The sequence below is a fragment of the Terribacillus saccharophilus genome, assembly GCF_002272745.1.
GTDB lineage: Bacteria > Bacillota > Bacilli > Bacillales > Amphibacillaceae > Terribacillus > Terribacillus saccharophilus_B.
Map to the genome: position 1 here is coordinate 13062 of NZ_NPBD01000017.1, position 24622 is coordinate 37683.

Below are 24622 nucleotides of genomic sequence, written 5' to 3' on the forward strand. Positions count from 1 at the left end.
TTTTTCGTTTAACGAGTGTGTATGTTGTATTCTTGCATCATGTTCTTAATCTGCTGCAGTACTTCTCCATTTGCTTCGGTGACTGGAAGTCGTGGCGGTCCTACCGGAATTCCGACTAACTCCACAGCTTTCTTTAGGGAACTTGGAATGGCCCCAAGCCCAAAAGTGTCCCGTAAAGGCTGTAAACTGGACTGTGCTTCTTCTGCTTGCTGCTCATCGTTATCCTGGAATCCATGGTAAATAGCCAGCACTTTATCCGGGAGAACATTAGCTGTAGCCGCTACTGCTCCTTGCCCTCCTGCACGCAATGTTTGAAGGATTAGCGAATCTGTTCCAGCAAACACTGCAAATTCTTCATTTTTAGAAACATCAATATAAGCTTGGATATTATCAAAATTTCCGCTGCTGTCTTTGATACCAAGAATGTTCGGGTGCTTCGCTAATCTGGCCACCGTCTGAGCCTCTATCGTCATTCCTGTCTTCGATGGGATATTGTACAGCATCACAGGGATAGTAACTGCACTGGCAATCGTTTCGTAATGAACAGCAAGTTCCGATTGATCAGGTGAGACAAAATATGGCGTGATGATGGAGAGCGCATCTGCTCCCAAAGCTTCCATATCTCGGGATAGTTCAATCACTTCCTTTGTTGAATTCCCTCCTGTTCCAACCATTACTGGTACTCTTCCATTAGCTGCTCGAATAATTTCCCCGGCAACTGTCAGCTTTTCATTTCGGTCCAGCATATGAAATTCGCCATTTGTACCTAAGGCAAACAATCCATGAACACCAGCTTCTATAAGATAATTAGTCAATTTCTGTATAGCTTCTTTGTTGATACGTTGATCTGCTGAAAAAGGTGTAACCATTGCTGGCCAAATTCCGGTTAAATTCATTATCTCTCCTCCATTGTACGCGCTTTCATAAATCATACCCTAATACGTTTCATAAATCAACCAATTATAATAATTTATAGTTAATTATAAGAAATTTAATGTTTTTTGTTTCATATTGAAACAAAATTACTTTGTTGAAGAATATAATGGATTAGAAAAGGTTTTTAGATTTTTAATGAATGTGGTAACGTACAAGTAAAGCGTTTAATTACACTGAGGTGAAAGAAATGAAGATTACAGCCATAGCTCCTTATGCCGGTCTAAGAGAATTAATTCAAGAAGTTGCCACCCAAAAAGAATTTGGCAACATCGATATAGTACAAGGTGATTTACAAGAAGGGGTTAAGATTGCAATAGAAGCTGAGAAGCAAGGCACTGACATCATCATTAGCCGAGGTGGGACTGCTGAACGAATTAAGCATCATGTTACAATCCCGGTTATAAATATAGAAGTGTCCGGTTATGACCTGCTTCGTATCATCACGCTGATTAAAGATACAGAGAATAGAGTCGCCTTTGTCGGTTTCCCCGCTATAGCTAATGCAGTATCGAGTATCAGTCAGTTAATCGATGTAAATCTTGATATTTATGCCATAGATGATGAGCATCATATTGAAAATCAGCTAAGATTATTGAAAGAAGAGAATTATTCCTTTGTTATCGGAGATGTAATTACCGTACAATTAGCAGAAAAAATAGGAATGCATGGCCTTTTATTGACTTCTGGAAAAGAAAGTGTCATAAATGCCTTTCGCCAGGCAGAAGAAACGTACCGTACTGTGGAAAAAATAAAAAAAGAAAGAGATACGTATGCACATATCGTCCAAGATTTACATCAGCATACGATCATAGCAGATGAATATTTACAGCTTCGTACACTCTCAACTCAACCCTTACCGATTCCATTGTCTTTCATAAGAAAAATAGCTGTTGCAATTTTTCAATTACAACAAGTTCTATTTGAAGTGGTGTACAAAAACAGATTTTACCGATTAAACGGACGTCAGTTGAGCTCACAGCAAGTAGTTATTGAATTACAGGAACAGGAAGCGCCTTCTAATTCGCTGCCGTCCATCTCCTTAGTGGCCGATCCCAATGCTTCTGTTTATTTAAGCTCTAACCATGAAGAAGTGCAACTGGCTATCGAACAGGCTGAAGCATTGCGTGGGCAATCCACTCCTATCGTCATTATTGGTGAAAATGGCACTGGAAAAGAGAGCCTGGCTAGATATATTCATGCTAACGATGATAATGCCTTTCTCCGGATAGATGGAGCAACATTTCCAATTACATTACTTCCTTACCTGGCAATAATACTGAAAGATGGAGGTACACTTTATGTAGTGAATGCTGATAGGATGGAGGCAGACACCAAGGAATGGATTGAGATACAAATTAAGGAGAAAGTTTCATTTCGCATTATCCTTGCTATGAACAATAAGACATCAGAAAGGATTCCTGCAAAATACAAGACACTCCATCTCCCGCCATTGCGAGAACGCAAAGAAGATATTCTAAATCTTATCCGCTTGTTTATTTCAAGTTTTAATGGTGAATATGGTGTACAAATCGCAGGCATCAGTCAAGGTGCCGGACAGCTTCTTGAATCAAACTCTTTCGAATTAAACATTACTGAGCTGAGCAGCATCATCAAAAAAGCTGTACGGAAGGAAGAGACAGCTTATATCCAAGAAAATACAATTGCAGACATTCTAGAGGAACTTCAGGCTCAAAGTAAAACAGAGATCGACATTACTGGAACATTGGCCGAAATTGAAACTCAAATCATCCAAGCAGTATGGCTGGAAGAAAAGAAGAATAACTCAAAAACAGCAGAAAGATTAGGAATTAACCGTACTACCTTATGGCGTAGATTAAAAGAAATCCAATAAAAAACACTGATCTTACTCCTCTTCATGAGGATAAGATTAGTGTTTTTTTATCGAATCGGAATCCATTCTTAAATATTTCAACTTCCTACATATTCATAACACATTCTTCATTATCTGATTGCAACTCTCGGATGAAGCGCTTACAATGAGCATATATTTATTTGTTTACTTTAGCAACATATGCATTATTAAATCATGAACTAACTATGAGAACATGTAATGCATGTTTATTTTTAAAACGTGTATTCGTTTTACTTATAACATAGGAGGGATTATTTTGTCATTCCATAACAAAGTTGTCGTAGTCACTGGTGCTACAAAAGGAATCGGAAGAGAAATTGCCTTAACCTTTGCTCGGCATGGGGCATCACTCATTGTGAACGGTCGTAACAGAGAACGATTGGCGGCCCTTCAGAATGACATTCAAAATGAAGGCAGCACATGTTCAATTGTATCAGGTGACGCTAGCAGCCCTGAGACCGTAAATCAAATCAAAGAAATAATTAACGCTAAGTTTCAGAGGGTTGATGTCTTAGTTAATAATGCAGGTATGAACACCCGTACACCTACTCTCCAAACCACCCTGAACGATTGGGAGAATGTTATTAGAACGAACTTGACCAGCGCTTTTTTAACCAGCCAGTCCGTATTGCCTTTTATGATAGAGAATAAGCAAGGTGTGATTATAAATATCAGTTCTACAACTGCAAACACACCACATAAGAACGCTACTCCTGCCTATGGTGCCTCCAAGGCAGCACTTAATTATCTGACCATGCACCTTGCCTATGAGATGGCATGTCATAACATACGGGTCAATGCTATCTGTCCTGGTCCCATTGAAACAGATATGACCGAACAGTGGGATGATACATACAGAGAAAAAGTCATTAATGGGGTTCCATTGAAAAGATTAGGAGATACATCTGACGTTGCCGAAATGGCCCTTTTCTTAGCTTCGGATCAAGCAACATTTATCACCGGGCAATCTATCCATGTGAATGGCGGCACACTTATGCGATAACTGTTTTATGTACAATCAGCTTTCCAGCCCTGGCCTGGACGTAAATGATACACGTATCTATTCTCTTGTAACAAATGCACTATATACTAATCCGGAATTGTATAATTTTAATTAGTAAAGAGCAGGATTTCGTTATGAAAATCTCTGCTCTTTGCTGGTTTTTGATTCAAATCCTCTATATACTTACTTCTCCCCTCCCTCTGCGCAAACACATCACTCGTTTTTTCTGAATATTCATCAATCTCTAATCTAACCTTAACGTACTTCACAGTGAATACACCTTTTTGAAAGCTATGATAGCAGTATTAAAAATATATTGGAGGAAAAAGATGATGAAGGTTATTATGATTCCCTCAGGTTTTAAAGAATGTCTTGATGCAGAAGAAGTGGCTGTTGCAATGGGAGCAGGTGCAAAAAAGTTCGAACCTTTTATCCAGACAGAGATACTTCCTATGATAGATGGAGGAGAAGGCTTTGCAAAAGCTATTGTCAAGATCAAGAACGGTGAGTTAATCCATAAGACTGTTACTGGACCTGTATGGAAGAAGATCGATAGCCATTATGGTATTTTTCAAGAGGGAGAAACACGCACAGCAGTGATAGAAATGGCTGCTGTTGCTGGCTTGAAGCTAGTACCAACAGACTTGAGGAATCCGCTGCAAACAACCACATATGGCGTGGGCGAATTAATTCTTGATGCTTTAGACAAACAGGTCAATAAGATAATTATTGGCTGCGGTGATTCTGGTACGTCTGACGGCGGCGCAGGTATGGCCGAAGCTCTTGGTGCTGTATTCCTGGATGAAAAGCAGAATCGTCTTGCTATAAGGTCTGTCACGGATTTAATGAAAGCGATATCAATAGACACGTCTGCCCTACCCGACAGATTGAATGACGTTTCTATTGATGTTGCTTGCAACTGGAAGAATATATTGTGTGGTGACCGTGGCGTGGCGAGAGTTTTTGGACCACAAAAAGGAGCAACAGCCGAGCAAGTTGATGCCCTTTCAGCTTCACTTGATCATTACGCTACACTAATTGAGGAATCTACAGGTATGGTCGTTCGCCATGCACCAGGGAGTGGTGCATCAGGAGGGCTGGGAGCAGGACTTCTTGCATTTACAGGCGCAAAGCTGCACCCCCGGTTTGACTTGATTAAAAACTATATTCAGATTGAAGAAAAAATAGCCGACGCGGACCTCGTTATAACCGGTGAAGGCAGTATTGATTTCCAGACACCTGATGGAAAAATTCCTTGTGAAGTTGCACGGATCGCAAAAAGATACAATATACCTGTCATAGCGATTACGGGCACAATTGGACGCGGAGCCGAAAACAATTACAAAGCAGGTATCGATGCATACGTAAGTATCATCCAATACCCCGTCACCTTAGAGAAAGCTATATCGAAAGCACCTCGATGGATCAAAGAGAGTGTAGAATGTATCCTGCGCCAAATCACAATAGGTGTGGCATTAGCAGACCAAAGGATCTCGAAAGAAAGGATCCAATCTCATGGAACAAGTGAACCGTTATAGAAGAAGTAAAAAGCACCTCGGCAAACGGACTAAAGAAATCCCTGGCAACGCACGTTTTATTGGTATTATTCATGCGTTTATCCTCTTGTTTGTCATTATGACAGATATGGATTATGCCGCAAAAGTATCGCTTTTTACTTTCTTGTCCGCAATGACACTTTGGATCACGACAAAGATACCCGCTGGATATGTTGCTGTTTCGCTTATAGCTTTTATCATATTTATGAATGCAGGCGAACCTCAACTGCTTTATCAATCATTCAGTGAAGAAGTTGTATGGTTGATGCTCGGGGCATTTGTGATTGGTGAGAGCATTAAAGAATCAGGACTTGCTGAACGGTTCAGCCATGCTATCCTGTATCGGGCTAAATCGAAACATTCCTTGATACGCGGTTTTACTCTTGCATTAGGATTAACGGCGCTTTTTATCCCTTCCACTTCAGGAAGGGCTGCCCTATCCATGCCAATTATCAAGCAACTAGGTACTCACTTTTCAAGTAAGGAAAAAGAATTTTTAGCTATTTTAGCTCCAGTTATCATTTTAATGAGCACTTCAGCAACTTTAATAGGTGCTGGTTCCCATTTAATTGGTGTAGGATTACTAGAAAGTACAACGGACCAATCGATCTCATTCATGCAATGGCTGATATGGGGAGTGCCTTTTACAATCGTTATCACTTTCATAACAATGTATATTGTAAAATTAACTTTATGGCCGAAGCACATAACGTCAGATAGCAGCGATGTACTTTCTATTAAAAATGCGCAAAAGGACACATCTATAAAAAAGATAGAGAAAAAGACAATTATCATACTTGTTGGTTTGATTATTGGATGGGTTACTGAGAATATCCATGGGTACGATATTGCATTTGTCACTATGATTGGTGCATTGTTATTTATGATACCTCGCTATGGCGTGATCAGCTGGAAACAAGGTATAAAGGCCATTTCATGGAACTTGCTTTTATTTGTGGCGGCCGCTACAGCTCTTGGGAAAGTATTAATGGATACGGGCGTTGTCGGCTGGATGGAAGAAGAAGTGATGCATTACTTGCATTTATTCGCAGGAGCTTCAGAATGGAAGATTGTTCTGCTGCTTTCCATCGTAACCGTTACCAGTCATTTATATATCACTTCACATACAACACGTGCCATCGTCTTTATACCAAGTTTCATCCTTTTTGGACAGTCTATCGGTGTAGAACTTGATACTATCGTGTTTTTAAGTTTAATAGGAATGAATTACTGTGTTACATTCCCTGTCAGTTCTAAAGCACTGCTTCTCTATTATGAAGAAGGTGATAGCACTTACGACGCTAAAAATTTACTTAAGATAAGTCTTGTGCTCATGCCGATTTATGTACTTGTTATCCTATTGTTTTATTTTACTTATTGGAAATGGACGGGATTATCTCTATAAGATGAGATGAAAAAAGCAGTGCCACGGTGGCACTGCTTTTTTCACTTTAGCCTAAATCGACATTATGATATACCTGCTGGACATCTTCTAGATCTTCAAGAGCATCGATAAGCTTCTCGAATTGCTCCTGTGCCTCTGCATCAAGGATGATGTCATTCTGTGCCAGCATAGAAAGCTCAGCAACAGAGAACTCTTCGATTCCAGCTTGCTTAAGAGCTTCCTGTACAACGTGGAACTGATCAGGCTCTGCATAAACGATGACCGCATCGTCTTCTTCGATGATGTCACGTGCATCGACATCAGCTTCCATCAGGATCTCCAATACGTCATCTGAGGACTTGCCTTCGATACCGACGACTGCTGTCGCATCAAACATATATGCAACAGATCCGCTGACACCCATGTTTCCGCCATTTTTACTAAATGCAGCACGAACCTCAGGAGCTGTACGGTTCACATTGTTTGTCAATGCATCAACAATAATCATAGAGCCGCTCGGCCCGAAACCTTCGTAGCGCATTTCGTCGTAGTTCTCTTCGCCGCCGCCTTTAGCTTTCTCGATTGCACGATCGATGATCGCTTTCGGTACGTTGTACGTCTTCGCACGCTCCAAGACAAACTTCAATGCCTGATTGGCTTCCGGATCCGGCTCGCCTTGTTTGGCAACTACATAGATCTCCCGGCCGAATTTGGCATAGATCCGGCTAGTATTGGCATCCTTCGAAGCTTTCTTCTCTTTGATATTGTTCCATTTACGTCCCATTGTTGAACACTCTCTTTCAATCTATTTTAAAACTGTGTGTGAAATAATGATTGCTATTACCATTATAGCGCAAAATGCTGTGTACTAAAACTGAGGCACTTAAGGAGCTGGGTGGCAAAAGAGGCCCTTTATGAATAAATGCCAGAATCCTCATAAGGATTCCGGCTTTTTACTGAATTGCTCATATGCTGTTTCGAATGCTTGAAAGCTAGCTGGACCAAGTTTTGCTTTATCCCGGTCAAATAGCCTTTCAAAAACAATGTCATAAACTTCTGCTGCACTGCATTGTCTGAAGCTTGCAACAAGCTCTAAATAAGATAAAAAGTATGCACTGCTTAGCTTACCGCCTTTATTCAGAATCATAGATTACTCTCCCTTCTAATCTGAGGATGTCACGCTACTTCTCTGTCTATTATAAGTATATAACAATTGCTTTATATAACAATTTGCTTATATACTAGTTTCAGAAGGAGGAGTTTTGATGACAGAAACAGCTGCTTTATCTACTGAAAAGCTCACAGAGACTTTAAAGATCCTTCATGATCCCACACGTCTGCTGCTAATGAAATTACTGATCGAAAAGGAGTATTGTGTCTGTGAACTGGTAGACATGTTCGAAGTCAGCCAGCCGGCAATCAGTCAGCACTTGCGTAAATATAAAAAAGCAGGTCTTGTTTACGAAGAAAGACGCGGGCAATGGCGCTACTATCGTTTTAATGAGACTTGTGAACAACACGCTTTGGTGGAGAAAATTCTCGGCCAGCTCGACGAAAATGACGAACAGCTCGTCAAGCTGCGAACCAAAGCAGAATCAATTACTTGTTGAGTAGGGAGTTTTAATACACATGTTGACAACTGTTCTAGCCTGCACCATCTTTCTTATCACACTTATACTTATCATCTGGCAGCCGAAGAATCTAAATATCGGCTGGACAGCCTGTGGTGGAGCGGTTCTTGCTTTACTAGCTGGCGTCGTAGATTTTACAGACGTCTGGGAAGTGACCAGCATCGTCTGGAACGCCACCTTGGCGTTTGTTGCCATCATTTTGATTTCACTAATATTGGATAGCATTGGTTTCTTCGAATGGGCCGCTTTACATATGGCAGCTGCTGCTAAAGGAAACGGCGTGAAGATGTTCGTTTACGTATGTCTATTAGGAGCTGTCGTATCTGCTTTCTTCGCAAATGATGGTGCAGCGTTAATTTTGACACCGATCGTGCTGGCGATGGTTCGTGCACTGCGCTTTGACGAAACACTTGTCTTTCCGTTTATCATTGCGAGCGGGTTTATAGCCGATACAACGTCGCTGCCGCTGATTGTAAGTAATCTTGTAAACATTGTATCAGCCGATTTCTTTAACATCACTTTTCTGGAATATGCTTCGCGTATGATCATTCCAAATTTGATTTCACTTGGTGCGAGCATCCTTGTGCTCTACTTATTTTTCCGAAACCGTATACCGAAAAGCTATGAAGTAAGTTATGTGAAACAGCCATCTTCGGCTATTAAAGACCAGAAAATGTTTAAACTATCTTGGTATGTACTAGCTCTACTAGTAATCGGCTACATAATCTGTGAGTTTTTCCATATCCCAGTCTCCTTTGTAGCTGGAGCAATTGCAATCTTCTTCCTGTTTATTGCACGACGTAGCCCATCCGTTGAAACGAGAGCAGTTGTGAAAGGTGCACCGTGGAATATCGTCTTCTTTTCTATCGGTATGTATGTGGTTGTCTACGGATTGCGGAATGCAGGCCTTACAGATATACTCGCAGATGCGATCCAATATGTCGCAGACCAAGGTATGTTCATCGGAACAATCGGTATGGGCTTTATCGCAGCCATTCTGTCTTCGGTCATGAATAATATGCCAACCGTTATGATTGATGCGATTGCGATATCCCAGACGTCCACTTCCGGAGCTATACGGGAAGCCCTCATTTATGCAAACGTGGTCGGTTCTGATCTTGGTCCGAAAATCACACCGATCGGCTCACTGGCAACGCTGCTATGGCTCCACGTCCTTTCCCAGAAAGGTGTCAGAATATCGTGGGGAACGTACTTTAAGACAGGAATCATATTAACTATACCAACGCTGTTTATAACACTCACAGGACTTTATATTTGGTTAGCTATCATCCATTAAAGGAGAGATAAAAATGAAAATCCGTATAATAGGATCCGTCGCAGCTGGTACCTCGGTAGCAGCAAAAGCACGCCGAAACAACGAAGAGGCTGATATACGCATTTATGACAGAGATTATGATATATCCTACAGCGTCTGCGGAATTCCTTATTTTGTCGGCGATGAAGTCGAGGATCTGAAGACACTGAATCCACGTGACCCTGCTTGGTTCAAGAAACGCTATAATGTATCCATTCAAACAAGACATGAAGTAATTGATATAGATCATGCTACTAAAACCTTAACTATTAAAAAGTTGGATACAAAAGAAACAGTGACGGACACGTATGACGTTCTCGTCTTCGCTACTGGTGCTAGTCCGTTAACACCAGACATAGAAGGCACAGAGCTCGAGCATGTCTTTCAAGTTCGTACGATCCAGCATGCTGGTGCAATCGAGCAGTTCATCGAATCCCGCAAGCCGAAAACAGCTACTATTATCGGCGCTGGTTATATTGGATTGGAAATGGCTGAACAGCTCACTCATCTAGGAATTGAAGTAACCATACTCCAGCGCAGCAATCAGGTAATGAAACATCTGGATAAAGATATAGCTGACCATGTGGCAGATACTTTGGAAGCACATGGTGTAAAATTGCGGCTCGGACAAAAAGCTGTTCGTATTACCAATACAGACGTCATTACCTCTAGCGGAGATACACTTGCATCTGATATAGTCTTCCTGGCTGTTGGAGTTCAGCCGAATACAGCTTTAGCTGATAAGATTGGCGTCAAAATTGGAGAAACCGGAGCAATTGCAGTAAATGAAAAAATGCAAACCAATTTGCCGGATGTATATGCAGTCGGAGATGTGGCAGAAAGCTTTTCCGTCATCACTGGTAAACCGCTCTACCGCCCCCTTGGTTCCACCGCTAATAAGATGGGACGCATAGCTGGTGACGTCATTACCGGAGGCACTTCTACTCACCGAGGTATTCTTGGCACCGGCATTGTCCGTGTATTCGAATTAGCTGTCGGGCAGACCGGCATGAACGAACAAGAAGCTCTTGCACATGGTTATGATATCGAGACTTTGCATAATATCAAGCCCGCTCGCGCTGCTTATCTGGGTGGCAAGGAAATCACCATTAAAGCAATTGCTGACCGAGAAACCGGCCGACTGCTTGGCATCCAGGCAGTCGGAGAGGAAGGCGTCGACAAGCGTATTGACGTCTTTGTCACTGCTATGACCTTCGGAGCCAAAGCAGAAGACCTGTTCCATCTCGATCTAGCTTATGCCCCGCCATTCAGCACGACAAAGGATCCTGTCATGTACACTGGTATGGCACTCGATAATGCCATAAAGAAGCATAATAAGCTGCTTACCCCAAAAGAGCTGCAGCATAGGCTGGAACAAGGCGAGGACTTCCAGATTATCGATACACGGGCTAAAGCTCAATATGACACTTCCCATGTGTCTGAAGCTGTCAGCATTCCTTTAGCAGTTCTAAGGGAGAAAGCGAAAGAACTCGACCCGAAAAAGCCGACCCTCTGCTACTGTAACAGTGGCGTGACAGGCAATGCTGCACAAAATTTTCTGCGTAACATGGGATTTGAAGAAGTGTATAATCTCTCTGGCGGGAATAAGAACTATCAGAAATACAGAAAATGAGCAAAAAGCCGCATACGTTTGTATGCGGCTTTTTACTTTGAATGAACTACGTATTATATAACTTTAGATTCTCTTTTCGATCTAATCCTGGCGGCTTGCCAAACATTTTTCTGTACTCCCGATTGAAATAAGAAGGACTTTCATATCCAACTTTAAAGGCTGCATCAGCTACTCTTATATCTTCCCCAATAATTAACCGCCTTGCTTCTTGAAGCCGTAATGCCCTTTGGTATTGAATAGGAGTCATGGTTGTAACTTGTTTAAAATGATGGTATAAAGCTGACGGGCTAAGGTTTACTTGTTTAGCCAATTCATCTATTTTTATTTCTCTAGAAAAATACTTCTTTAAATAATTTAGAGCAGCTGCTACTTCAGATAACTTGCTCCCTTTGGCAGCGAGGTTTTTTACTCTGTCACCATGCTTTCCCTGCATGATACGGTAAAGGATTTCTTTGATAATAAGAGGTGCAAGTACTTCCGTATCTTCAGGGGTATGCAGTAGTTTCACGAGTCTGATTAACGCCTCCACAATAACTTCATCTGTCTGATCTACAAATATGCCTCTTTCAGAAATACCTTTATTGGTGGCGTGCTGCTTATACTCTTTTGAAACCTCTGCTATTTGCAGTAAATTAAAATTCAATCGTAGACATAAATATGGTTCCGTTTCACTTGCCTCTAAAATTTCTCCGATAACTGGCAGATCAACTGCTACGACTAAGTAATCGCCCTTTCGATAAAAGAATTCTTCCCCATTAACAGATACCAATTTTCTTCCTTGCAAAACAATGCACAACGCAGGTTCATGCATTGTATGTACAGGCTCCAGCGGCTTTACAGATCGAATAAATTCCAGACCAGAGATACGAGTAAGATTTGTACCATCCTTGGTTGTAAATCTTGAGACCAGCTTTGTAAGCTCGTCTTCTCTCAATTGCAATTGCACTTCTGACGACATGGAATACATCCTCCTTTGTAGAACTCATTGTCTTGGAGGATAGGGCAAGAATTAAAGAGATGCCGGCTACCGCCCCATGTTCACTTTCCTTGATACTAATAGTAGATCAGAAAAAGGAGTTGATATTGTTTGAAGACTACTAATCATTCTTATGCTGGACTTTGGGTCACTAAAGATCGGTATATCAGGCATGAACTACTGGCCGAAGGACGCTATGTTGAAGCTCGCGGTAATGTCGAAGGCGCATATACAGGTAACTATCAGATAATAGATGACCACATTGAATATCAAGATGATACTGGATTCACAGCTGATGGAGATTTTCGTAACGGAATTTTATATCACGCAGGGATGATTCTATATCGTGACCATGGCTAATGTGGTCACGCAAAGAGTCTCCTATCAAAATTATATTTGAAAGGAAGATACAAGCATGAGTATAAAGAATAAAGTTGTTCTTGTCACCGGAGGAAGCAGTGGTATCGGTGCAGCAACCGTAGAATTGTTAGCTGAAAATGGTGCTGTTGTGATTGCGGCAGCCCGCAGAAGAGATAAGTTAGAAACAGTTGTATCCACTCTCCGTCAAAAAGGATATACAGCCGATTATAAGCAGTTGGATGTTACAGACTTTGAACAAATGCAGTATACAGTACAAGAAATTACAGAGTCATACGGAAAAATTGATGTTATTGTAAATAATGCTGGTGTAATGCCACTATCTAAATTGGAAGCTCTGAAAATCGATGAATGGAATCGTATGATTGATGTGAATATCCGAGGTGTCCTCCATGGTATTGGTGCTGCATTACCTCTGATGAAGGAACAGCAAAGCGGACATATTATTAATATAGCTTCTATAGGCGCATACGAAGTAACCCCAACAGCAGCAGTCTATTGCGCAACCAAATATGCGGTCCGCGCAATCACGGAAGGTTTACGACAGGAAGCACCAAATAACATTCGTTCCACTCTAATTTCTCCCGGTGTAACGGAATCAGAATTGGCTGATCATATTACCGATAAACAAGCGAGCGAAGCTATGGTCGAGTATCGGCGGCAAGCTATTCCTGCTTCTGCTATTGCACAAGCTATTCTTTATGCAATTTCACAGCCTACAGAGATCGATGTGAGTGAATTGATTGTAAGACCCTCTTAATCATCTTAGATTGTAGAAAAGTTCCTTCTTAGTAAGATAGGGCTCTTAAATAGCTATAGAATCAAAAAAAGTATTAGAGTAATTAAACTCTAATACTTTTTTTCTAAGCTTCCTAGCGGACTTGAACCGCTGACCCCCACCTTACCATGGTTCATGTCCTGTACGGCACCATTAGGGAGGATTCGGATGAATGTTGTCATTATAGGCTTTATATAGCGGTTAATAGGCTACTTTGATTCACTTTGGTGAGTTTTCTTGTGGCTTTGGACGGTCGCCCGGGCGGTTTGGGCGGTCGGTTGGTCGGTTGGTCAGTCAGTTTTATCCTTTTTCTTCATGCACTACAAGCTCTCGCTTCTCTTCATATTTAGTTATATCCTCGTGAAGATAGAGAGGAAGGGATCCGTCATGAACATGCATGACGGGATCCGGAAAATCATTGTGTCGATTTTCCCAGTTGTTAACCACTTGTCTGGTCGCTCCCCATCGTCGAGCAAGGTCCGCCTTTGAATAAAGCTTTGGCAATTCTCTTTTCATACTTATGCACCTTTTCTATTCTTAATGGATAAAACAAGTGAAGCAACTGCAGTAATAAATGCAATAGCAGTCGTTATGATTGTCAATGCTAACATAAGTAATCCTCCTAACCTTCATCGGTTTTTTATTTTATCCAGAAGCTGTTATAATTATAGTGAGTAAGGGGAGTTGCCGCTCCCCTCTCTCTTACTTCTTGCCTTTAGCTTTGGATTTTTTTTTCTTAGCTTTAGGTGCTTTTTGAACGACTGCGGTAGTCAAGTTTAGGAGTGCAATGCTTAAGTTGACTATCGCAGTTATCATTAGTACTTTTTCAACATCCATCTTATCTCCTCCTTTCTATATATTAATTATAACATTGATTGTTTACATTGTAAACATTTAATTGCTTATTTACAGGTGATTCCACAATAAAAAACCACCTCCCGTTAAGGAAAGGTGGTTTTTATTGTTCACTGTAATCTCTATTTTCATCTTTCATATATACTTCACAATTTTTGGCTAGTTGCTTTAGTACACTCTTAGTCAATTCAGCTTTTTCTTCTGAACGGTATAGTTCACAGTGAAATTCATTGTCTTCAATTGGTGCATATCGAATCTTCACATCTATATCATAACAAAAATCTGCTCCTATAGAGACACCTGCTTTTAAATCAGGAAATCTTTCTACATAAGATTCTATTATTTCTCTAGGACTCCTACCCCCATCTCGGTCCATGGAAACTCCTTTAGAATCCTTAAATAGTGCTGATGACGGTCTATTTGCTTCAGGCTTCCATTGTCTTGGATTGCTTCTGACCGCCCTATAGAGTAGTTCATGACGTTCAATCTTAGAATTTAACAAGGCGCTTTATAATCCTATTAAATTCTTTATAATCACGGGGGTTCTCTATTACTTCTTCATACTCATTCCCATTGTTATCAACAAAAATTTCAGCTCGATCTTCAAAAATCTCAAACTCAAGGTAAATTTCGTCATCTTCATATTCAAATTGAATACTATCTCTCGCCGTTGGAAACACATCAGGCTGCACATCTAACCTCTTGACAAGATCTATAGTTATATCGAGTAATCCAGACCTGAAGGGTTCAGCACCATTGTTATTCCAATCATATTTTAAATTCCTAAAAGAATTTATAAGTTGTACATTTTCGTGTTTCTTTTGTTCATTCCTCGCAAATTCTCTAGCCTGTTCAAGGGTTATTGAAGGATTATCAGGGTTTTTGAAAAAACCTGCACTAATACCCAAAATATCGTTATAGGTAGCCGTATAACGATTTATTTCATCATTCAATTTTTTATACTTCTCAATTAAAGATGTTACCTCTGCATGGCTTTGAAGGGTTTCTTTGATAAGCAAAGATCTCAAAGAAGATTCAATCTTATGTTCAACTAAATCTGGAGTGCTCCAAACATAGCTAGAATTAAATTCTTCAATTAGCTGCTTTGGATAAACAACAGGAAAAGTTGATCTAGAATCTTTTGTTTCTTTTGTGAATTTACTCTTTGTACTGCTTGGAAGAGGCATGATTTGCGATGCTAGCATTATAATTCACCATCCTCGTTTTCCTTCATAAACTTTTCTTGACTTTTAATTTCTTCTTCTAGAAATTTATGAAGTTTCTTTGCAGTTTCATGACTCATGATAATACCCGATTCGATGAAACGAATTACATTGGAATTATGAGTTTTAGGTTCAACTACTGATTCCACAACATTAAATTCTTCATCTACAGTAATATGTTCAGAGTAAGGAATTGGTTGCCTTTCAAAATAAAAATTTAAAATCATCTCACCGTTAGGGCTATACCCTCCATAAACACCATTTGTGTAAGCTGGATTGTATTGTTCAGGAAACTTATATTTAAAATTAACTGATTTGTGGGACATATACTACACCACTTTCTTATCAGATTTACTAAAATACCGTAATACACCTTTATATATAAAGGTGTATTACCCTTTTATTCTACACCAAATCTTTTGTTCCTGCATAAATTTAGAAATTTTTCATAAATATTTGCAGGAAAATATACTCATTTACCAGTAATAATTACCCATAATATTTTATTCAATTTTAAATTCTTCTTGAATTTAATTAGCATAATCATCACTTTTATAAGTAAAAGGAATTTATTGTGTACAAGACAACACCTTTCAGTAATTCCTTACGATATATAGATGCTAAAGAGGGAGAGGAAATGACAGAACTAATCAGATTTGAAATGTATGGGGAGTATGTAAAAGTCAGAAATGAGATTGCAAAGGATCATTTACTTGAGTGGGTGTTCTCCGAAGAAGACGATATCCCATTCCCAGAACTAACCCCAAAGCATCCTATGCTTCGAAAATTCACGCCAACCGAGATTTTTAATTTTGAGGATCTGTTTAGGAACGATTTAATGGTTGTACACCGCCAGAATATTGTTCCTTCACTTTAATAAAAAAGCCCCTAACCGATCAAGGAAAGGGGCTTTTTTGCATGATTTTAGTTGTTATAGATTGAATCAGTTTTGCCTTCACTTACTGGATTATTATTATCTTTAGTGTCCAGAATCTCCGTAAGTATCATTCTTTTCTCGTCTTTTCGATATAGGTACTCATATCTTAAATTAGACTCCTCTTTAAATCTTACATAAATAGAATGCTTTCCAAACTTCGCACTATAGGAATGTTCTTTAGATTGGATTTGTTCCTCATCTATACCTTTCTCAGCGAATTGTTTATTTAGTGCAGTTTCAGCATCTTTCGCGACCCACGGGGCTCCATATGCTGAGACAGCAATAAATGAACCTCCTCCAAGAATTAATAAAACTACAAGACCAGTTATAATCATCATTTTCTTACTCAAATTTCCACTCCTTTACAATTATTAAACAAATATACAATTAGTGAAGATTAAGTAAATAAATATACCAAATCAACCCAAATAGATATTTATTTGGTAATCTCAATATATCAAAACGAAAGAGGTGATTGTATGAAGTTTCTGTTTAGATTAATTGCGGCCTTATTAGTAGTCTTTTCATTGATACCATTAATTACAGGCACAAGCGCAAATGCTCAAACGGGAAATCCAGTATCAGAAGAAGAGTTTAATCAATTACAGCAAGAAGGCGTTTATGGTGACGATGTAGATTATGAGATGTTTGACGAATTTAATAGTGCAGTCTTAGATGATAGTGATCTACCGCAAATGTTAGGCACTCAGTCCTTAGAAGGTTATACGGGTGTTACTGGTGATATTCTTATCACTAACGATACTCAGGCGAGCGGAATCACTGGACACGCAGGAATCATGGTTGCCCCTGGAAAGATTTTAGAGATTCGTGGCAAGGGCCACGAGGTAACAATTACAACATTATATCAATGGAGAACACGTTACAATAAGACAAACGTTTACAGAGTAAGTGATTACAGTGTTGCTTCAGCTGCAGCTAAGTGGGCACGTGCAAATTACTTTGATAGTAATCGAAATCCTGGATATCAAATTAATACTAGCCTTTATTCTAAGAGCCCTACATATTGTTCTAAAATAGTTTGGCAGGCCTTTTATTATGGTACAGGTGCTAAAAAAGTCATGAAAACTCCACTTGAAAGAATGGTGCATCCTTATGTACTACCAAACTTGTTCTATAGCAACTATAAACCATATGTTGTGAAAAAAGAATTCTTTATGTAAGGATTGCCCTCTGGAAAACAGAGGGCTTTTTTCTATCTTACTTCAACGTATTTGCTGGAAGCAGTGATATACAAACCCGATTTGATTTGATACATTTTGGATCCTCTCACAGTCAGTTCTTTTGTTATTGTGAATGCTTCGCCAGGTTTTACTTTGACCGCCTTGTCATTCCAGTTGGCGCTTTTATAGGTCCATAGCCAGCCATCGGAGTTGTCCTTCACAACAACCAGTTTACCGATAACACCTTTGTCAGCATCGGAGCCAGGGGCTGTCGGTTTCTTTCCGTAGATTTCACATAGAGCATCCACGATCCCCCAAGCCATTTGTGATAGGAAAGAGCTGTCTTTTAGATTTTTTGCATCTTTGCTAGAATCAATGAATCCTAGTTCAGTTAGTGCAGCGCTCATATTTGTTTCTCGTAATACATGGAAGTTTGCGGATTTTGCACCGCGATCCTTCATACCAAATTTAGCTGATTTCGCCTTCATGTGCTTGTGCAGAATAGCCTGTTGCTTTCCAGTAGCTGAAGAAGCGGAAAGCTTGATATAGCGATAATCCTCGTATCCTTCGCCACCGCCAGCGTTAACGTGAATACTCATAAAGAAGTCGGCTCCCCATTTATTTGCGTCGTTTGTACGAGCAGATAGAGAAGGGAACGTATCTCCAGTTCGTGACATTCGTGTCTCAAACCCGCTTGCGTCCAGGCGCTCGTTTACCATTTTCCCTACTTTAAGTGTGATGTCTTTTTCTTTTAATCCATTTCCTTGTGCTCCTGGATCAGTTCCGCCATGTCCTGGATCAATATAAACTTTTACCATAATAAATCTTCTCCTTTTAGTTAAATTTAAAAGGCTGTACTTAGGCAGCCTTTTCATCTTTTTTCGCTATAGTTTTCTTACCTAACGAGAACAAACCAGCTCCCGCAAGTCCGGCAAATCCGCCTGCCCACAAACGCAACACTGTATCTAATGGTGTGAAAGGTTCAGAAATAAAACCAACCAGCATCCCTACAAGCAAGCTGATAAGCGGCAAGTAACGATTGTTAACAGGTGCTGTCTTTTTGACCATTTGTACCAAAGCTAGAACAATTGGGCTAATGATTGTCGCAAAAGTCATTACTTCTTCCATTTTTATTCACCCCCCTTCAGTGAACTTTTCTCTTTAATTACTTCCTGCTGAAGCTGCTTGTTCTCTTTTATTAGCTCTTTCTTATCCAAGTTGTCTAGCATCGGATCTCTTTCAAGAGATGCTTCTTTGCCGCTCGGATCACGATGCAATTTTTCTAATGCATTAAACAGAATTGGCGGTATTGGAAGCCCCAGCTGTGCGCAATTTTCCAAAACGGACAAGCCTTCATTGACAACAAAAAAACTCGTTACTGCTAACAGTACGAGTCCTTTTGGGTCCTGTCCCATGGATATGAAGATGTATTCTATTCCACCTGCAACAGTGATAATAATCAAAATGCCTATCTTTTTGAAAATGCCTGCTAAACCAAGTGTGCTGTTTAGTGTTTTTGTCATATATGCCCTGAACATCCCTGTCACGAAATCCAACATCATGAAGAAAATCAGTACAACTATCACCTCATTCACCAAACCCATGATATATACGAAAAAACTAGTGAATGAAGCTAATATGCCTTTCAAGCCGGCTACCCCCGTTCTGTTCATCAAATGCCTCCTTCAATTTGATTCCCCCCTCCAATAAAAAAGGATCCGTTCATAATCGGATCAGTAGTCTTCGCCAGTAATGTATTTGTATTGCTCTTTCTGCACCATTTCGCGCTCAACACCCGTGCGCAGATCATCTTTGCTACAATCCTTATACTCATATGCCCTCTTTACCATTGCTGGAGTCGCCCAGGCTTTGAATAAGGCGCTAATCCAAAAATTGATCATCTTTATTTGCTCCCTTCACTGATAAGCTTGTCATATTTCATTAAGGTCAGCTCCTGACCGATTGCCTGGATAGATAGTTCTTGCTGCTGCAATACTTCATCTTTTGCTAGATTCTTCAACTTCTCTTCCGCTAGTTGTCTACCAAGCTCATCAGTAGACTGTTGCAATTCAAGACTTCTCATTTTTTCTTCAGCAAGAGCCTGACCTAATAAATCCTCGTCAGATGGTTGAGATTTTTGATTAGCAATTCTATCCTCTCGCTCTTTATGAAAACTTATAATTTCGTCATCAGTAGCAGCTTCGTACCACTCCTGCTTTTCCTCATCGAAAGTTAGTTTTAAAAATGGAACCTGTAACTCCTCCCACCACGGAGCCTTATCCGGTTGTGGCGGTTCAATATCTGTGGCATTTACAGGCAAGTCTTTGTCTTCATCCCAAAGCTTTGATCTTACCAGTACTTTTTGTGCATCATAAAGATAGATTATCCTCATGCTTTACCCCCTTGACTCCACTGGAATAACAAACAATATTTCTAATCTTGTTACGGAAGCATTATTGTTTGCATTTAATCCATCCACGGTTATTACACCATCGTTTCCTAAGGTCACCCTTACCTCACCATAACTACCGATTGTTGGTGCATTAATATAAGTGCGATATTTCGGCGCTGCAGGTACACTGGCAATTTGAATTCCTGTTTCTCCCGTGTTATTCCACATGCCTTTAACAACCAAGAATCCAGCTTTGATGCACCATTGTAAATCGCCGCTATGCCCGCTTCTCCAAGTCGCATTTGTCCAATACACTTCATAATCATTTTTCTCATCTGTATAGGACTTAGCTTGAGCTACCGCGCGGCTAATCGCTTCATCTCTTGCTGTCAGGACTCTGCTTGCTGAACCGGAAACAGTTTCTGTCTGCTCCCATTTTGTCCACTCTCCGTTTTCTCTCGTTCTCTTGTAGTAAATTCCGTTTCTCCCTACTTCTTGGTACGCATAGGCTGACCCATGTTGAACGTGTATTCCGATATATGTGCTATTGCCACTAGGTCCATTTGTTGATCCCGCATAAAACCCAGTGGTCGCTATAGCATTCCAATCTATACCGGATCGAGCAGCTACGCCTAGACCGTACTGCTGTACGTAGGCTTTTACGGCGTCCGCCTTTGCCTGAGCGCCCGCTGTGGTCTCCAGCTCGACCCATTCCTGCCAGACGTTTTCTACGTCACGGGCGGACCTTACCCATGTCCGGCTTTTGGCGTTGTTCCAGGCGGTACAATACTGAACTGTAGCGGTACCATTGTCTGCCCGGATCGTCGTAACCAACGCATACATAGCAGGGAATGTGTTGTCGTTTCCACTGCTGAATTCCGTAATCCCTATAGGATAAGTTCCAGGTAGCGCGCTGGCGGTTTTCCACTTTGTAGGCATAGAGTTTACCTGCTGCGTATTTACTGCGTTAGCCTTTGCCTGGGCGCCTTCTGTCGTCTCGTCCTCTTTCCAGTTGCCCCATACGCCCGCAGATGTCGAGTACCGCTTGTACGTTCGGAGCGTTCCGAAGTTTACCGCGATTTGCAGCGATTCGGTTTCCCCTTGCTGAATCACAATATAAAAGTACCAGCCTGGCGTCGGGGCGTTCGTAATATTACTGCCCCTATAGAATCCGGTTTTGTATAGGTCGTTTAGGTTCGTCGTAGAGGAAATAATGTTCGCCAGTCCTGCGTCGTTCGTAACTTTGCGTCAGCCTTTGCCTGGGCGCCTGGTACCGTCTCCAGGGCTATAAATTGATTCCATTGATTTGTGGCTGCCCCGTCGGCTGTTCGGTAATAGACCAGCCCGCCTTTTTCCGTAAAGAATTGGAAAGCGCGGTTTTGGTTGTGTTTGAAAGTAACAACCGTCCCCAACGCTGTCGGGTATCCCAGTGCGTTGTCAGAGCCTTCGAGCCCATTCATATACTTCTGCAGCTCCGCTTCGGAATCAGCAGAAAGCATGCCATTCTCCACTACAATAGCTGCCGGCACATGACGACCCTGCTTGAAGTACAAGTAATTTAATTCCTGCGCCTTACGTGTGCCGTATATATTGACGATATGCCCAATCCATCGCGGTACACCATATGCACCTGAACCAATCTTAAAGTGAATGATTTCAGTAGCTCGTAGATTATCAGGGGTATTGTCATCAAACTTTCCAGTACGACTATCCATAATACGAGTGTCGCCGTACTCTTTAAAGTAGACCTTCTTGCCATTAATCATTTGTACATAGCGACGGAAAGAGCGCCACCTCTGAATAACCGATGTCTTTCCATCTCGGACAATAGTATAGGGCACTAAATCTGGAACAGTCTTCTTACAAACCCTCATATACTGGCCATCCGCAAACTCGATTCCAGCAGGCTTGTTCGTCCCATCTCTCAGAACTTCCACATAACCATTGCCCATCTTCTCTCTGTCTTCAAGAGCATATCCAAGTACAGTTTCGGCTTCTTCATCAAAGTGAAGATAACGCATGAACTCTGTTAGCTGTGTCCACTCTTCATCCGCCTTCTTCTTTCGTTCAGATGAAGTGTCTTGAGCATTGTAATCAAACAGATAACGCGGCTCGAAACCAAAGCCAAGAATATTAATCTTGTACGCCTCAATACATTGTTGCAGGATGGTCGAGTACTCACCAATACCCTTCAATTCTTTTAGGTTATATGGCGGTTGCAGGATGTCACCATTTTCATAGATATCGATGAACGGGTCGTCATACATCTGCTTGGTCGTCTGGGAAGGAGCTTCCGCTTTTATGACCCTGGCTTTCATTTTTTGTTGTGTCACGAACGCTTACCTCCTCTCCCGTCTAGGGCGTGTCCTTGCCTTCTCTTTCGCTTGTTCTTTAAGGTCAGCGACTTCGTAGTCATCCAGACCGTACCAAATAGCTGAGAATGTGTGTGGATCGATTTTAAACTCATCCTCAATGATATTACCTTGTTTGTCTACAGCATAAGTTAGGTCCTTCAGCTCGAAGATAGTGTTGGTACATCTATCAGAGCAGATAATCTTTCTGAATCGCTTCACCTTCTTGGTGTACTGCAAGCGCGATCCTTTAAACTTATGAGCGCCAACCATGTCGAAGCCTTGATCTCTAAAATATCGTATAGTCTTTGGCTCTGCAGAGTCCGCTTTGATTCGCTCCTGTGACTCTTTGAATTCCTTTAGTTCTTCAACAGTTACGTCATCCGTCTTATCGCGGTCGTAATATTCCCAGTAGATGTATAAATACAGCTTCTTAGGATCAATCGCCATTCGAAGAACAGCGTTATAAGAGTCGACAAAACCAAAGTCCATGCCGACTTTCTTAATTGGATTATCAATATCCAATATTGAGCGCATAACCTTTTGATGCTCTTGCACTGCAAATTGTGGCAATACGCGTTTTCCGTTAATGCCAAAACGACCTAGCCGCGCAATGCGGTACAGGTCAGGATCATAATCCTTTAGTTCTTCCAGCTGATTAATATAATCAAGCGGAAGAAACAAATTGTCATCAGCAGTCGAATAATGATAGAAGGTGTCACCTACAACAACTGATTTTTCTTCATACAGCTGCTCAGCATCTAAAACAAATCGTTTATTCAATTCGTCTTTAAAGAAGTGAGTGAATGTCCAGTTATCTTCTCCAACAGGGTTTGTCGACAGGATCATATGGAGCTTCAGTGTTGGATGCCGCAAGCGGCCAATTAGCTCTTTGAATCCGGTGTACTTTACTTCGGAAGCTTCTTCCACCCATATCAGCGAGACATTATTCACTGACTTCAATTTGGCTGGCTTGTCCATACCTTTAAAGATAATTCGACTACCATTCGGGAATTTCACCTTCATAGGAGACGTACTGAATTTAATATGGTCGGACAGGTCCAGACCCTCTACAATCTCCTCTAATAGAGAATAAGTAGAGTCGCGATGAGTATCGTAAACTTCCCGCATCACTAATGCAGTACGCTTCTCCTCCAAGAGCTTCATGATGATTTTTAAGGCCACATGGTAACTCTTACTGCTGCCATATCCACCTACAAGAAATTGAAACTTTTGATTCCAATCAAAAAGAAAATCCTCAAAGTGCGGATTGACCTCTTTCTCGGCTACCGTCATTTCTTCCCACCCCCGCGCTTTTCTTTGCGGCGGATAAGAATTTGAATTGGTTCCCCGTCGTTATCTTTCTGATTAGCTTTCTTCTTATCGAGCTCCAAACGTTGGACATCCATATATCGACGATGTTCATACAATGTTTCAATCTCATGCTTGGTCTTGATAGCTTTCTGCTTGGCAGACTGTATTCGTGTCAAAGCCTCTTCCAGCTTTAGCACGTCATCAATGCGCCGATAAGATTGCTCCTCTTCTTGAGTTACAACCATCTGTGGCACTTTTGTAACAACGGTTTTCTGGTGCCCCGTCTCTTCATCATGTACAACCACTGGCTCTTTCGTGACAATACGCTCTTTTAAAATGCGCTTCTCTACTTCGGATAGGCCCGCGGTCATATCAGCTATCCGCTTCAGCATACGCCGCTCACGAATAGAAAGTAATCTGATCTCTTCATCGACCTGATTAAGAGGCGTAGTATCGACCACGCCAAAAAGCGCTTGTTCATCTTCTGACAGCACATCTCCATAGATGGATTCATACTCACCAGTGACAAGCGCATTCTTGTTTCCTGCAGGAGCTGCCCCGCCTTTATTTCCTTTGGCATTTTGATTACCAGGCGGAGCTTTGCCCCCTTTATTTCCCCTTGCATTTTTGCTCCCTTTCGGAGCGCCTCGTTTAGTAACGTTACCATTCGATTCAATAGTAACGTTACCATTCAACTGATCTTCCCAGCTGTCTTGGTTCTTCCACTTTCTGATCTGTGAATCACCGACATCCAGTTCGACAGCAATCTCTTTCAAAGCCTTGGTTCCATTGCTTTCTTTCCATAAGCGGAAGGCTTCATCCCGCTTTGGATTACGAGGTCTAGCCATCTACATCATCACCCACCCCCATCAAATGAATTAAGTTTGAGTTTGTTTCTATATACAA

At 41.1% G+C, this 24622-nt stretch carries 29 protein-coding genes and 1 pseudogene; 11 read left to right on the top strand and 19 right to left on the bottom strand.

The annotated features are described in order from the left end of the window. Positions 1 to 8: 8 nt before the first annotated feature. Positions 9 to 896: a 4-hydroxy-tetrahydrodipicolinate synthase gene (gene dapA, locus CHH58_RS15950; protein ID WP_095235142.1), complete on the bottom strand. Its 888-nt coding sequence runs from the start codon at positions 894 to 896 to the stop codon at positions 9 to 11. A gap of 227 nt (positions 897 to 1123) precedes the next feature. Here dapA and CHH58_RS15955 point away from each other — a divergent pair, with 227 nt between their 5' ends. The 4 genes from CHH58_RS15955 to CHH58_RS15970 all read left to right on the top strand — a co-directional run bounded on the left by CHH58_RS15955 (position 1124) and on the right by CHH58_RS15970 (position 6773). Continuing rightward, a complete protein-coding gene (locus CHH58_RS15955; protein ID WP_095262816.1) occupies positions 1124 to 2788 on the top strand; it encodes a sigma-54-dependent Fis family transcriptional regulator in 1665 nt (554 codons plus the stop codon). 277 nt (positions 2789 to 3065) lie between these two features. Then, the gene (locus tag CHH58_RS15960) at positions 3066 to 3812 is read left to right on the top strand and encodes an SDR family NAD(P)-dependent oxidoreductase (RefSeq protein WP_170937666.1); all 747 of its coding nucleotides are present in this window, start codon (positions 3066 to 3068) and stop codon (positions 3810 to 3812) included. A gap of 332 nt (positions 3813 to 4144) precedes the next feature. Continuing rightward, positions 4145 to 5350, top strand: coding sequence for a glycerate kinase family protein (locus tag CHH58_RS15965; RefSeq protein ID WP_095228346.1), 1206 nt, complete (start codon positions 4145 to 4147; stop codon positions 5348 to 5350). Next, the gene (locus CHH58_RS15970; RefSeq protein ID WP_095262848.1) at positions 5328 to 6773 is read left to right on the top strand and encodes an SLC13 family permease; all 1446 of its coding nucleotides are present in this window, start codon (positions 5328 to 5330) and stop codon (positions 6771 to 6773) included. The genes CHH58_RS15965 and CHH58_RS15970 overlap by 23 nt, the downstream gene beginning before the upstream one ends. Positions 6774 to 6819: 46 nt before the next feature. On the opposite strand, the gene CHH58_RS15975 is transcribed toward CHH58_RS15970, so the two are convergent. Beyond that, the gene (locus CHH58_RS15975) at positions 6820 to 7536 is read right to left on the bottom strand and encodes a YebC/PmpR family DNA-binding transcriptional regulator (RefSeq protein WP_095228324.1); all 717 of its coding nucleotides are present in this window, start codon (positions 7534 to 7536) and stop codon (positions 6820 to 6822) included. Positions 7537 to 7686: 150 nt separating this feature from the next. Then, on the bottom strand, positions 7687 to 7899 hold the full coding sequence (locus CHH58_RS15980) for a hypothetical protein (RefSeq protein WP_095228322.1): 213 nt from the start codon (positions 7897 to 7899) through the stop codon (positions 7687 to 7689). Positions 7900 to 8017: 118 nt separating this feature from the next. Between CHH58_RS15980 and CHH58_RS15985 the strand changes: the two genes are divergently transcribed. Genes CHH58_RS15985 through CHH58_RS15995 form a run of 3 tightly spaced genes read left to right on the top strand, consistent with a single transcriptional unit; the run spans position 8018 to position 11331 of the window. Beyond that, positions 8018 to 8362 (top strand): ArsR/SmtB family transcription factor, encoded by a 345-nt coding sequence (locus CHH58_RS15985; protein ID WP_095262818.1) that lies wholly within the window; start codon positions 8018 to 8020, stop codon positions 8360 to 8362. 19 nt (positions 8363 to 8381) lie between these two features. Next, on the top strand, positions 8382 to 9680 hold the full coding sequence (locus CHH58_RS15990) for an arsenic transporter (RefSeq protein ID WP_095235134.1): 1299 nt from the start codon (positions 8382 to 8384) through the stop codon (positions 9678 to 9680). A gap of 13 nt (positions 9681 to 9693) precedes the next feature. Further along, positions 9694 to 11331 carry an FAD-dependent oxidoreductase gene (locus tag CHH58_RS15995; RefSeq protein ID WP_095262819.1) on the top strand — a complete coding sequence of 546 codons (1638 nt, stop codon included), beginning with the start codon at positions 9694 to 9696 and terminating at the stop codon, positions 11329 to 11331. Between the two features lie 46 nt (positions 11332 to 11377). Here CHH58_RS15995 and CHH58_RS16000 read toward each other — a convergent pair whose 3' ends face one another. Continuing rightward, positions 11378 to 12289, bottom strand: coding sequence for an AraC family transcriptional regulator (locus CHH58_RS16000; RefSeq protein ID WP_095228314.1), 912 nt, complete (start codon positions 12287 to 12289; stop codon positions 11378 to 11380). Positions 12290 to 12418: 129 nt separating this feature from the next. Here CHH58_RS16000 and CHH58_RS16005 point away from each other — a divergent pair, with 129 nt between their 5' ends. Beyond that, positions 12419 to 12667 carry an Atu4866 domain-containing protein gene (locus CHH58_RS16005; RefSeq protein ID WP_095228312.1) on the top strand — a complete coding sequence of 83 codons (249 nt, stop codon included), beginning with the start codon at positions 12419 to 12421 and terminating at the stop codon, positions 12665 to 12667. Between the two features lie 55 nt (positions 12668 to 12722). Further along, on the top strand, positions 12723 to 13445 hold the full coding sequence (locus CHH58_RS16010; protein ID WP_095228310.1) for an SDR family oxidoreductase: 723 nt from the start codon (positions 12723 to 12725) through the stop codon (positions 13443 to 13445). Positions 13446 to 13763: 318 nt separating this feature from the next. Here the strand turns inward: CHH58_RS16010 and CHH58_RS16015 are convergent, their stop codons facing one another. The 5 genes from CHH58_RS16015 to CHH58_RS16030 form a co-directional block, all read right to left on the bottom strand. Continuing rightward, positions 13764 to 13979 carry a hypothetical protein gene (locus CHH58_RS16015; protein WP_095262820.1) on the bottom strand — a complete coding sequence of 72 codons (216 nt, stop codon included), beginning with the start codon at positions 13977 to 13979 and terminating at the stop codon, positions 13764 to 13766. Between the two features lie 186 nt (positions 13980 to 14165). Beyond that, a complete protein-coding gene (locus CHH58_RS18810) occupies positions 14166 to 14300 on the bottom strand; it encodes a hypothetical protein (RefSeq protein ID WP_255220718.1) in 135 nt (44 codons plus the stop codon). Between the two features lie 121 nt (positions 14301 to 14421). Continuing rightward, the gene (locus tag CHH58_RS16020; RefSeq protein WP_095262821.1) at positions 14422 to 14694 is read right to left on the bottom strand and encodes a hypothetical protein; all 273 of its coding nucleotides are present in this window, start codon (positions 14692 to 14694) and stop codon (positions 14422 to 14424) included. A 112-nt stretch (positions 14695 to 14806) separates the two neighbouring features. Continuing rightward, entirely contained in the window at positions 14807 to 15523 is a 717-nt protein-coding gene (locus tag CHH58_RS16025) for a hypothetical protein (RefSeq protein ID WP_095262822.1), read from the bottom strand. Then, complete coding sequence (locus CHH58_RS16030; protein WP_095262823.1) at positions 15523 to 15867, bottom strand: hypothetical protein; 345 nt, start codon at positions 15865 to 15867, stop codon at positions 15523 to 15525. Before CHH58_RS16030 ends, CHH58_RS16025 begins: the two co-directional genes overlap by 1 nt. Before the next feature lie 311 nt (positions 15868 to 16178). Between CHH58_RS16030 and CHH58_RS16035 the strand changes: the two genes are divergently transcribed. Beyond that, on the top strand, positions 16179 to 16418 hold the full coding sequence (locus CHH58_RS16035) for a hypothetical protein (protein WP_095262824.1): 240 nt from the start codon (positions 16179 to 16181) through the stop codon (positions 16416 to 16418). 47 nt (positions 16419 to 16465) lie between these two features. Here CHH58_RS16035 and CHH58_RS16040 read toward each other — a convergent pair whose 3' ends face one another. Then, positions 16466 to 16828 (bottom strand): DUF3139 domain-containing protein, encoded by a 363-nt coding sequence (locus CHH58_RS16040; RefSeq protein ID WP_095262825.1) that lies wholly within the window; start codon positions 16826 to 16828, stop codon positions 16466 to 16468. 129 nt (positions 16829 to 16957) lie between these two features. Here CHH58_RS16040 and CHH58_RS16045 point away from each other — a divergent pair, with 129 nt between their 5' ends. Then, a complete protein-coding gene (locus CHH58_RS16045; RefSeq protein ID WP_095262826.1) occupies positions 16958 to 17659 on the top strand; it encodes a YiiX/YebB-like N1pC/P60 family cysteine hydrolase in 702 nt (233 codons plus the stop codon). 32 nt (positions 17660 to 17691) lie between these two features. Here CHH58_RS16045 and CHH58_RS16050 read toward each other — a convergent pair whose 3' ends face one another. From CHH58_RS16050 to terS, 9 genes and pseudogenes are all read right to left on the bottom strand, one after another. Next, positions 17692 to 18477 carry an N-acetylmuramoyl-L-alanine amidase gene (locus CHH58_RS16050; protein ID WP_170937667.1) on the bottom strand — a complete coding sequence of 262 codons (786 nt, stop codon included), beginning with the start codon at positions 18475 to 18477 and terminating at the stop codon, positions 17692 to 17694. A gap of 40 nt (positions 18478 to 18517) precedes the next feature. Next, the gene (locus tag CHH58_RS16055) at positions 18518 to 18787 is read right to left on the bottom strand and encodes a holin (RefSeq protein ID WP_095262827.1); all 270 of its coding nucleotides are present in this window, start codon (positions 18785 to 18787) and stop codon (positions 18518 to 18520) included. 2 nt (positions 18788 to 18789) lie between these two features. Then, positions 18790 to 19332, bottom strand: a complete 543-nt coding sequence (locus tag CHH58_RS16060) for a phage holin family protein (RefSeq protein WP_095262828.1) — start codon at positions 19330 to 19332, stop codon at positions 18790 to 18792. 60 nt (positions 19333 to 19392) lie between these two features. Further along, positions 19393 to 19560, bottom strand: a complete 168-nt coding sequence (locus CHH58_RS16065; RefSeq protein WP_430980850.1) for an XkdX family protein — start codon at positions 19558 to 19560, stop codon at positions 19393 to 19395. 2 nt (positions 19561 to 19562) lie between these two features. Continuing rightward, positions 19563 to 20051, bottom strand: a complete 489-nt coding sequence (locus CHH58_RS16070; protein ID WP_095262829.1) for a hypothetical protein — start codon at positions 20049 to 20051, stop codon at positions 19563 to 19565. Positions 20052 to 20054: 3 nt separating this feature from the next. Then, positions 20055 to 21164 carry a pyocin knob domain-containing protein gene (locus CHH58_RS16075; RefSeq protein WP_095262830.1) on the bottom strand — a complete coding sequence of 370 codons (1110 nt, stop codon included), beginning with the start codon at positions 21162 to 21164 and terminating at the stop codon, positions 20055 to 20057. Between the two features lie 317 nt (positions 21165 to 21481). Continuing rightward, a pseudogene (locus CHH58_RS16080) lies at positions 21482 to 22384 on the bottom strand (phage portal protein); the annotation flags it as partial. A gap of 6 nt (positions 22385 to 22390) precedes the next feature. Continuing rightward, a complete protein-coding gene (locus CHH58_RS16085; RefSeq protein ID WP_095262832.1) occupies positions 22391 to 23698 on the bottom strand; it encodes a PBSX family phage terminase large subunit in 1308 nt (435 codons plus the stop codon). Continuing rightward, entirely contained in the window at positions 23695 to 24564 is an 870-nt protein-coding gene (gene terS, locus CHH58_RS16090; RefSeq protein ID WP_095262833.1) for a phage terminase small subunit, read from the bottom strand. The genes CHH58_RS16085 and terS overlap by 4 nt, the downstream gene beginning before the upstream one ends. Positions 24565 to 24622: the final 58 nt, after the last annotated feature.

What these genes read in the sequence shown, in the direction of transcription:
- dapA (WP_095235142.1), bottom strand. Translation starts at nt 896, where the DNA reads ATGAATTTAACCGGAATTTGGCCAGCAATGGTTACACCTTTTTCAGCA.
- CHH58_RS15955 (WP_095262816.1), top strand. Translation starts at nt 1,124, where the DNA reads ATGAAGATTACAGCCATAGCTCCTTATGCCGGTCTAAGAGAATTAATT.
- CHH58_RS15965 (WP_095228346.1), top strand. Translation starts at nt 4,145, where the DNA reads ATGAAGGTTATTATGATTCCCTCAGGTTTTAAAGAATGTCTTGATGCA.
- CHH58_RS15970 (WP_095262848.1), top strand. Translation starts at nt 5,328, where the DNA reads ATGGAACAAGTGAACCGTTATAGAAGAAGTAAAAAGCACCTCGGCAAA.
- CHH58_RS15975 (WP_095228324.1), bottom strand. Translation starts at nt 7,536, where the DNA reads ATGGGACGTAAATGGAACAATATCAAAGAGAAGAAAGCTTCGAAGGAT.
- CHH58_RS15980 (WP_095228322.1), bottom strand. Translation starts at nt 7,899, where the DNA reads ATGATTCTGAATAAAGGCGGTAAGCTAAGCAGTGCATACTTTTTATCT.
- CHH58_RS15985 (WP_095262818.1), top strand. Translation starts at nt 8,018, where the DNA reads ATGACAGAAACAGCTGCTTTATCTACTGAAAAGCTCACAGAGACTTTA.
- CHH58_RS15990 (WP_095235134.1), top strand. Translation starts at nt 8,382, where the DNA reads ATGTTGACAACTGTTCTAGCCTGCACCATCTTTCTTATCACACTTATA.
- CHH58_RS15995 (WP_095262819.1), top strand. Translation starts at nt 9,694, where the DNA reads ATGAAAATCCGTATAATAGGATCCGTCGCAGCTGGTACCTCGGTAGCA.
- CHH58_RS16000 (WP_095228314.1), bottom strand. Translation starts at nt 12,289, where the DNA reads ATGTCGTCAGAAGTGCAATTGCAATTGAGAGAAGACGAGCTTACAAAG.
- CHH58_RS16010 (WP_095228310.1), top strand. Translation starts at nt 12,723, where the DNA reads ATGAGTATAAAGAATAAAGTTGTTCTTGTCACCGGAGGAAGCAGTGGT.
- CHH58_RS16015 (WP_095262820.1), bottom strand. Translation starts at nt 13,979, where the DNA reads ATGAAAAGAGAATTGCCAAAGCTTTATTCAAAGGCGGACCTTGCTCGA.
- CHH58_RS18810 (WP_255220718.1), bottom strand. Translation starts at nt 14,300, where the DNA reads ATGGATGTTGAAAAAGTACTAATGATAACTGCGATAGTCAACTTAAGC.
- CHH58_RS16020 (WP_095262821.1), bottom strand. Translation starts at nt 14,694, where the DNA reads ATGGACCGAGATGGGGGTAGGAGTCCTAGAGAAATAATAGAATCTTAT.
- CHH58_RS16025 (WP_095262822.1), bottom strand. Translation starts at nt 15,523, where the DNA reads ATGCTAGCATCGCAAATCATGCCTCTTCCAAGCAGTACAAAGAGTAAA.
- CHH58_RS16030 (WP_095262823.1), bottom strand. Translation starts at nt 15,867, where the DNA reads ATGTCCCACAAATCAGTTAATTTTAAATATAAGTTTCCTGAACAATAC.
- CHH58_RS16035 (WP_095262824.1), top strand. Translation starts at nt 16,179, where the DNA reads ATGACAGAACTAATCAGATTTGAAATGTATGGGGAGTATGTAAAAGTC.
- CHH58_RS16045 (WP_095262826.1), top strand. Translation starts at nt 16,958, where the DNA reads ATGAAGTTTCTGTTTAGATTAATTGCGGCCTTATTAGTAGTCTTTTCA.
- CHH58_RS16050 (WP_170937667.1), bottom strand. Translation starts at nt 18,477, where the DNA reads ATGGTAAAAGTTTATATTGATCCAGGACATGGCGGAACTGATCCAGGA.
- CHH58_RS16055 (WP_095262827.1), bottom strand. Translation starts at nt 18,787, where the DNA reads ATGGAAGAAGTAATGACTTTTGCGACAATCATTAGCCCAATTGTTCTA.
- CHH58_RS16060 (WP_095262828.1), bottom strand. Translation starts at nt 19,332, where the DNA reads ATGAACAGAACGGGGGTAGCCGGCTTGAAAGGCATATTAGCTTCATTC.
- CHH58_RS16065 (WP_430980850.1), bottom strand. Translation starts at nt 19,560, where the DNA reads ATGATCAATTTTTGGATTAGCGCCTTATTCAAAGCCTGGGCGACTCCA.
- CHH58_RS16070 (WP_095262829.1), bottom strand. Translation starts at nt 20,051, where the DNA reads ATGAGGATAATCTATCTTTATGATGCACAAAAAGTACTGGTAAGATCA.
- CHH58_RS16085 (WP_095262832.1), bottom strand. Translation starts at nt 23,698, where the DNA reads ATGACGGTAGCCGAGAAAGAGGTCAATCCGCACTTTGAGGATTTTCTT.
- terS (WP_095262833.1), bottom strand. Translation starts at nt 24,564, where the DNA reads ATGGCTAGACCTCGTAATCCAAAGCGGGATGAAGCCTTCCGCTTATGG.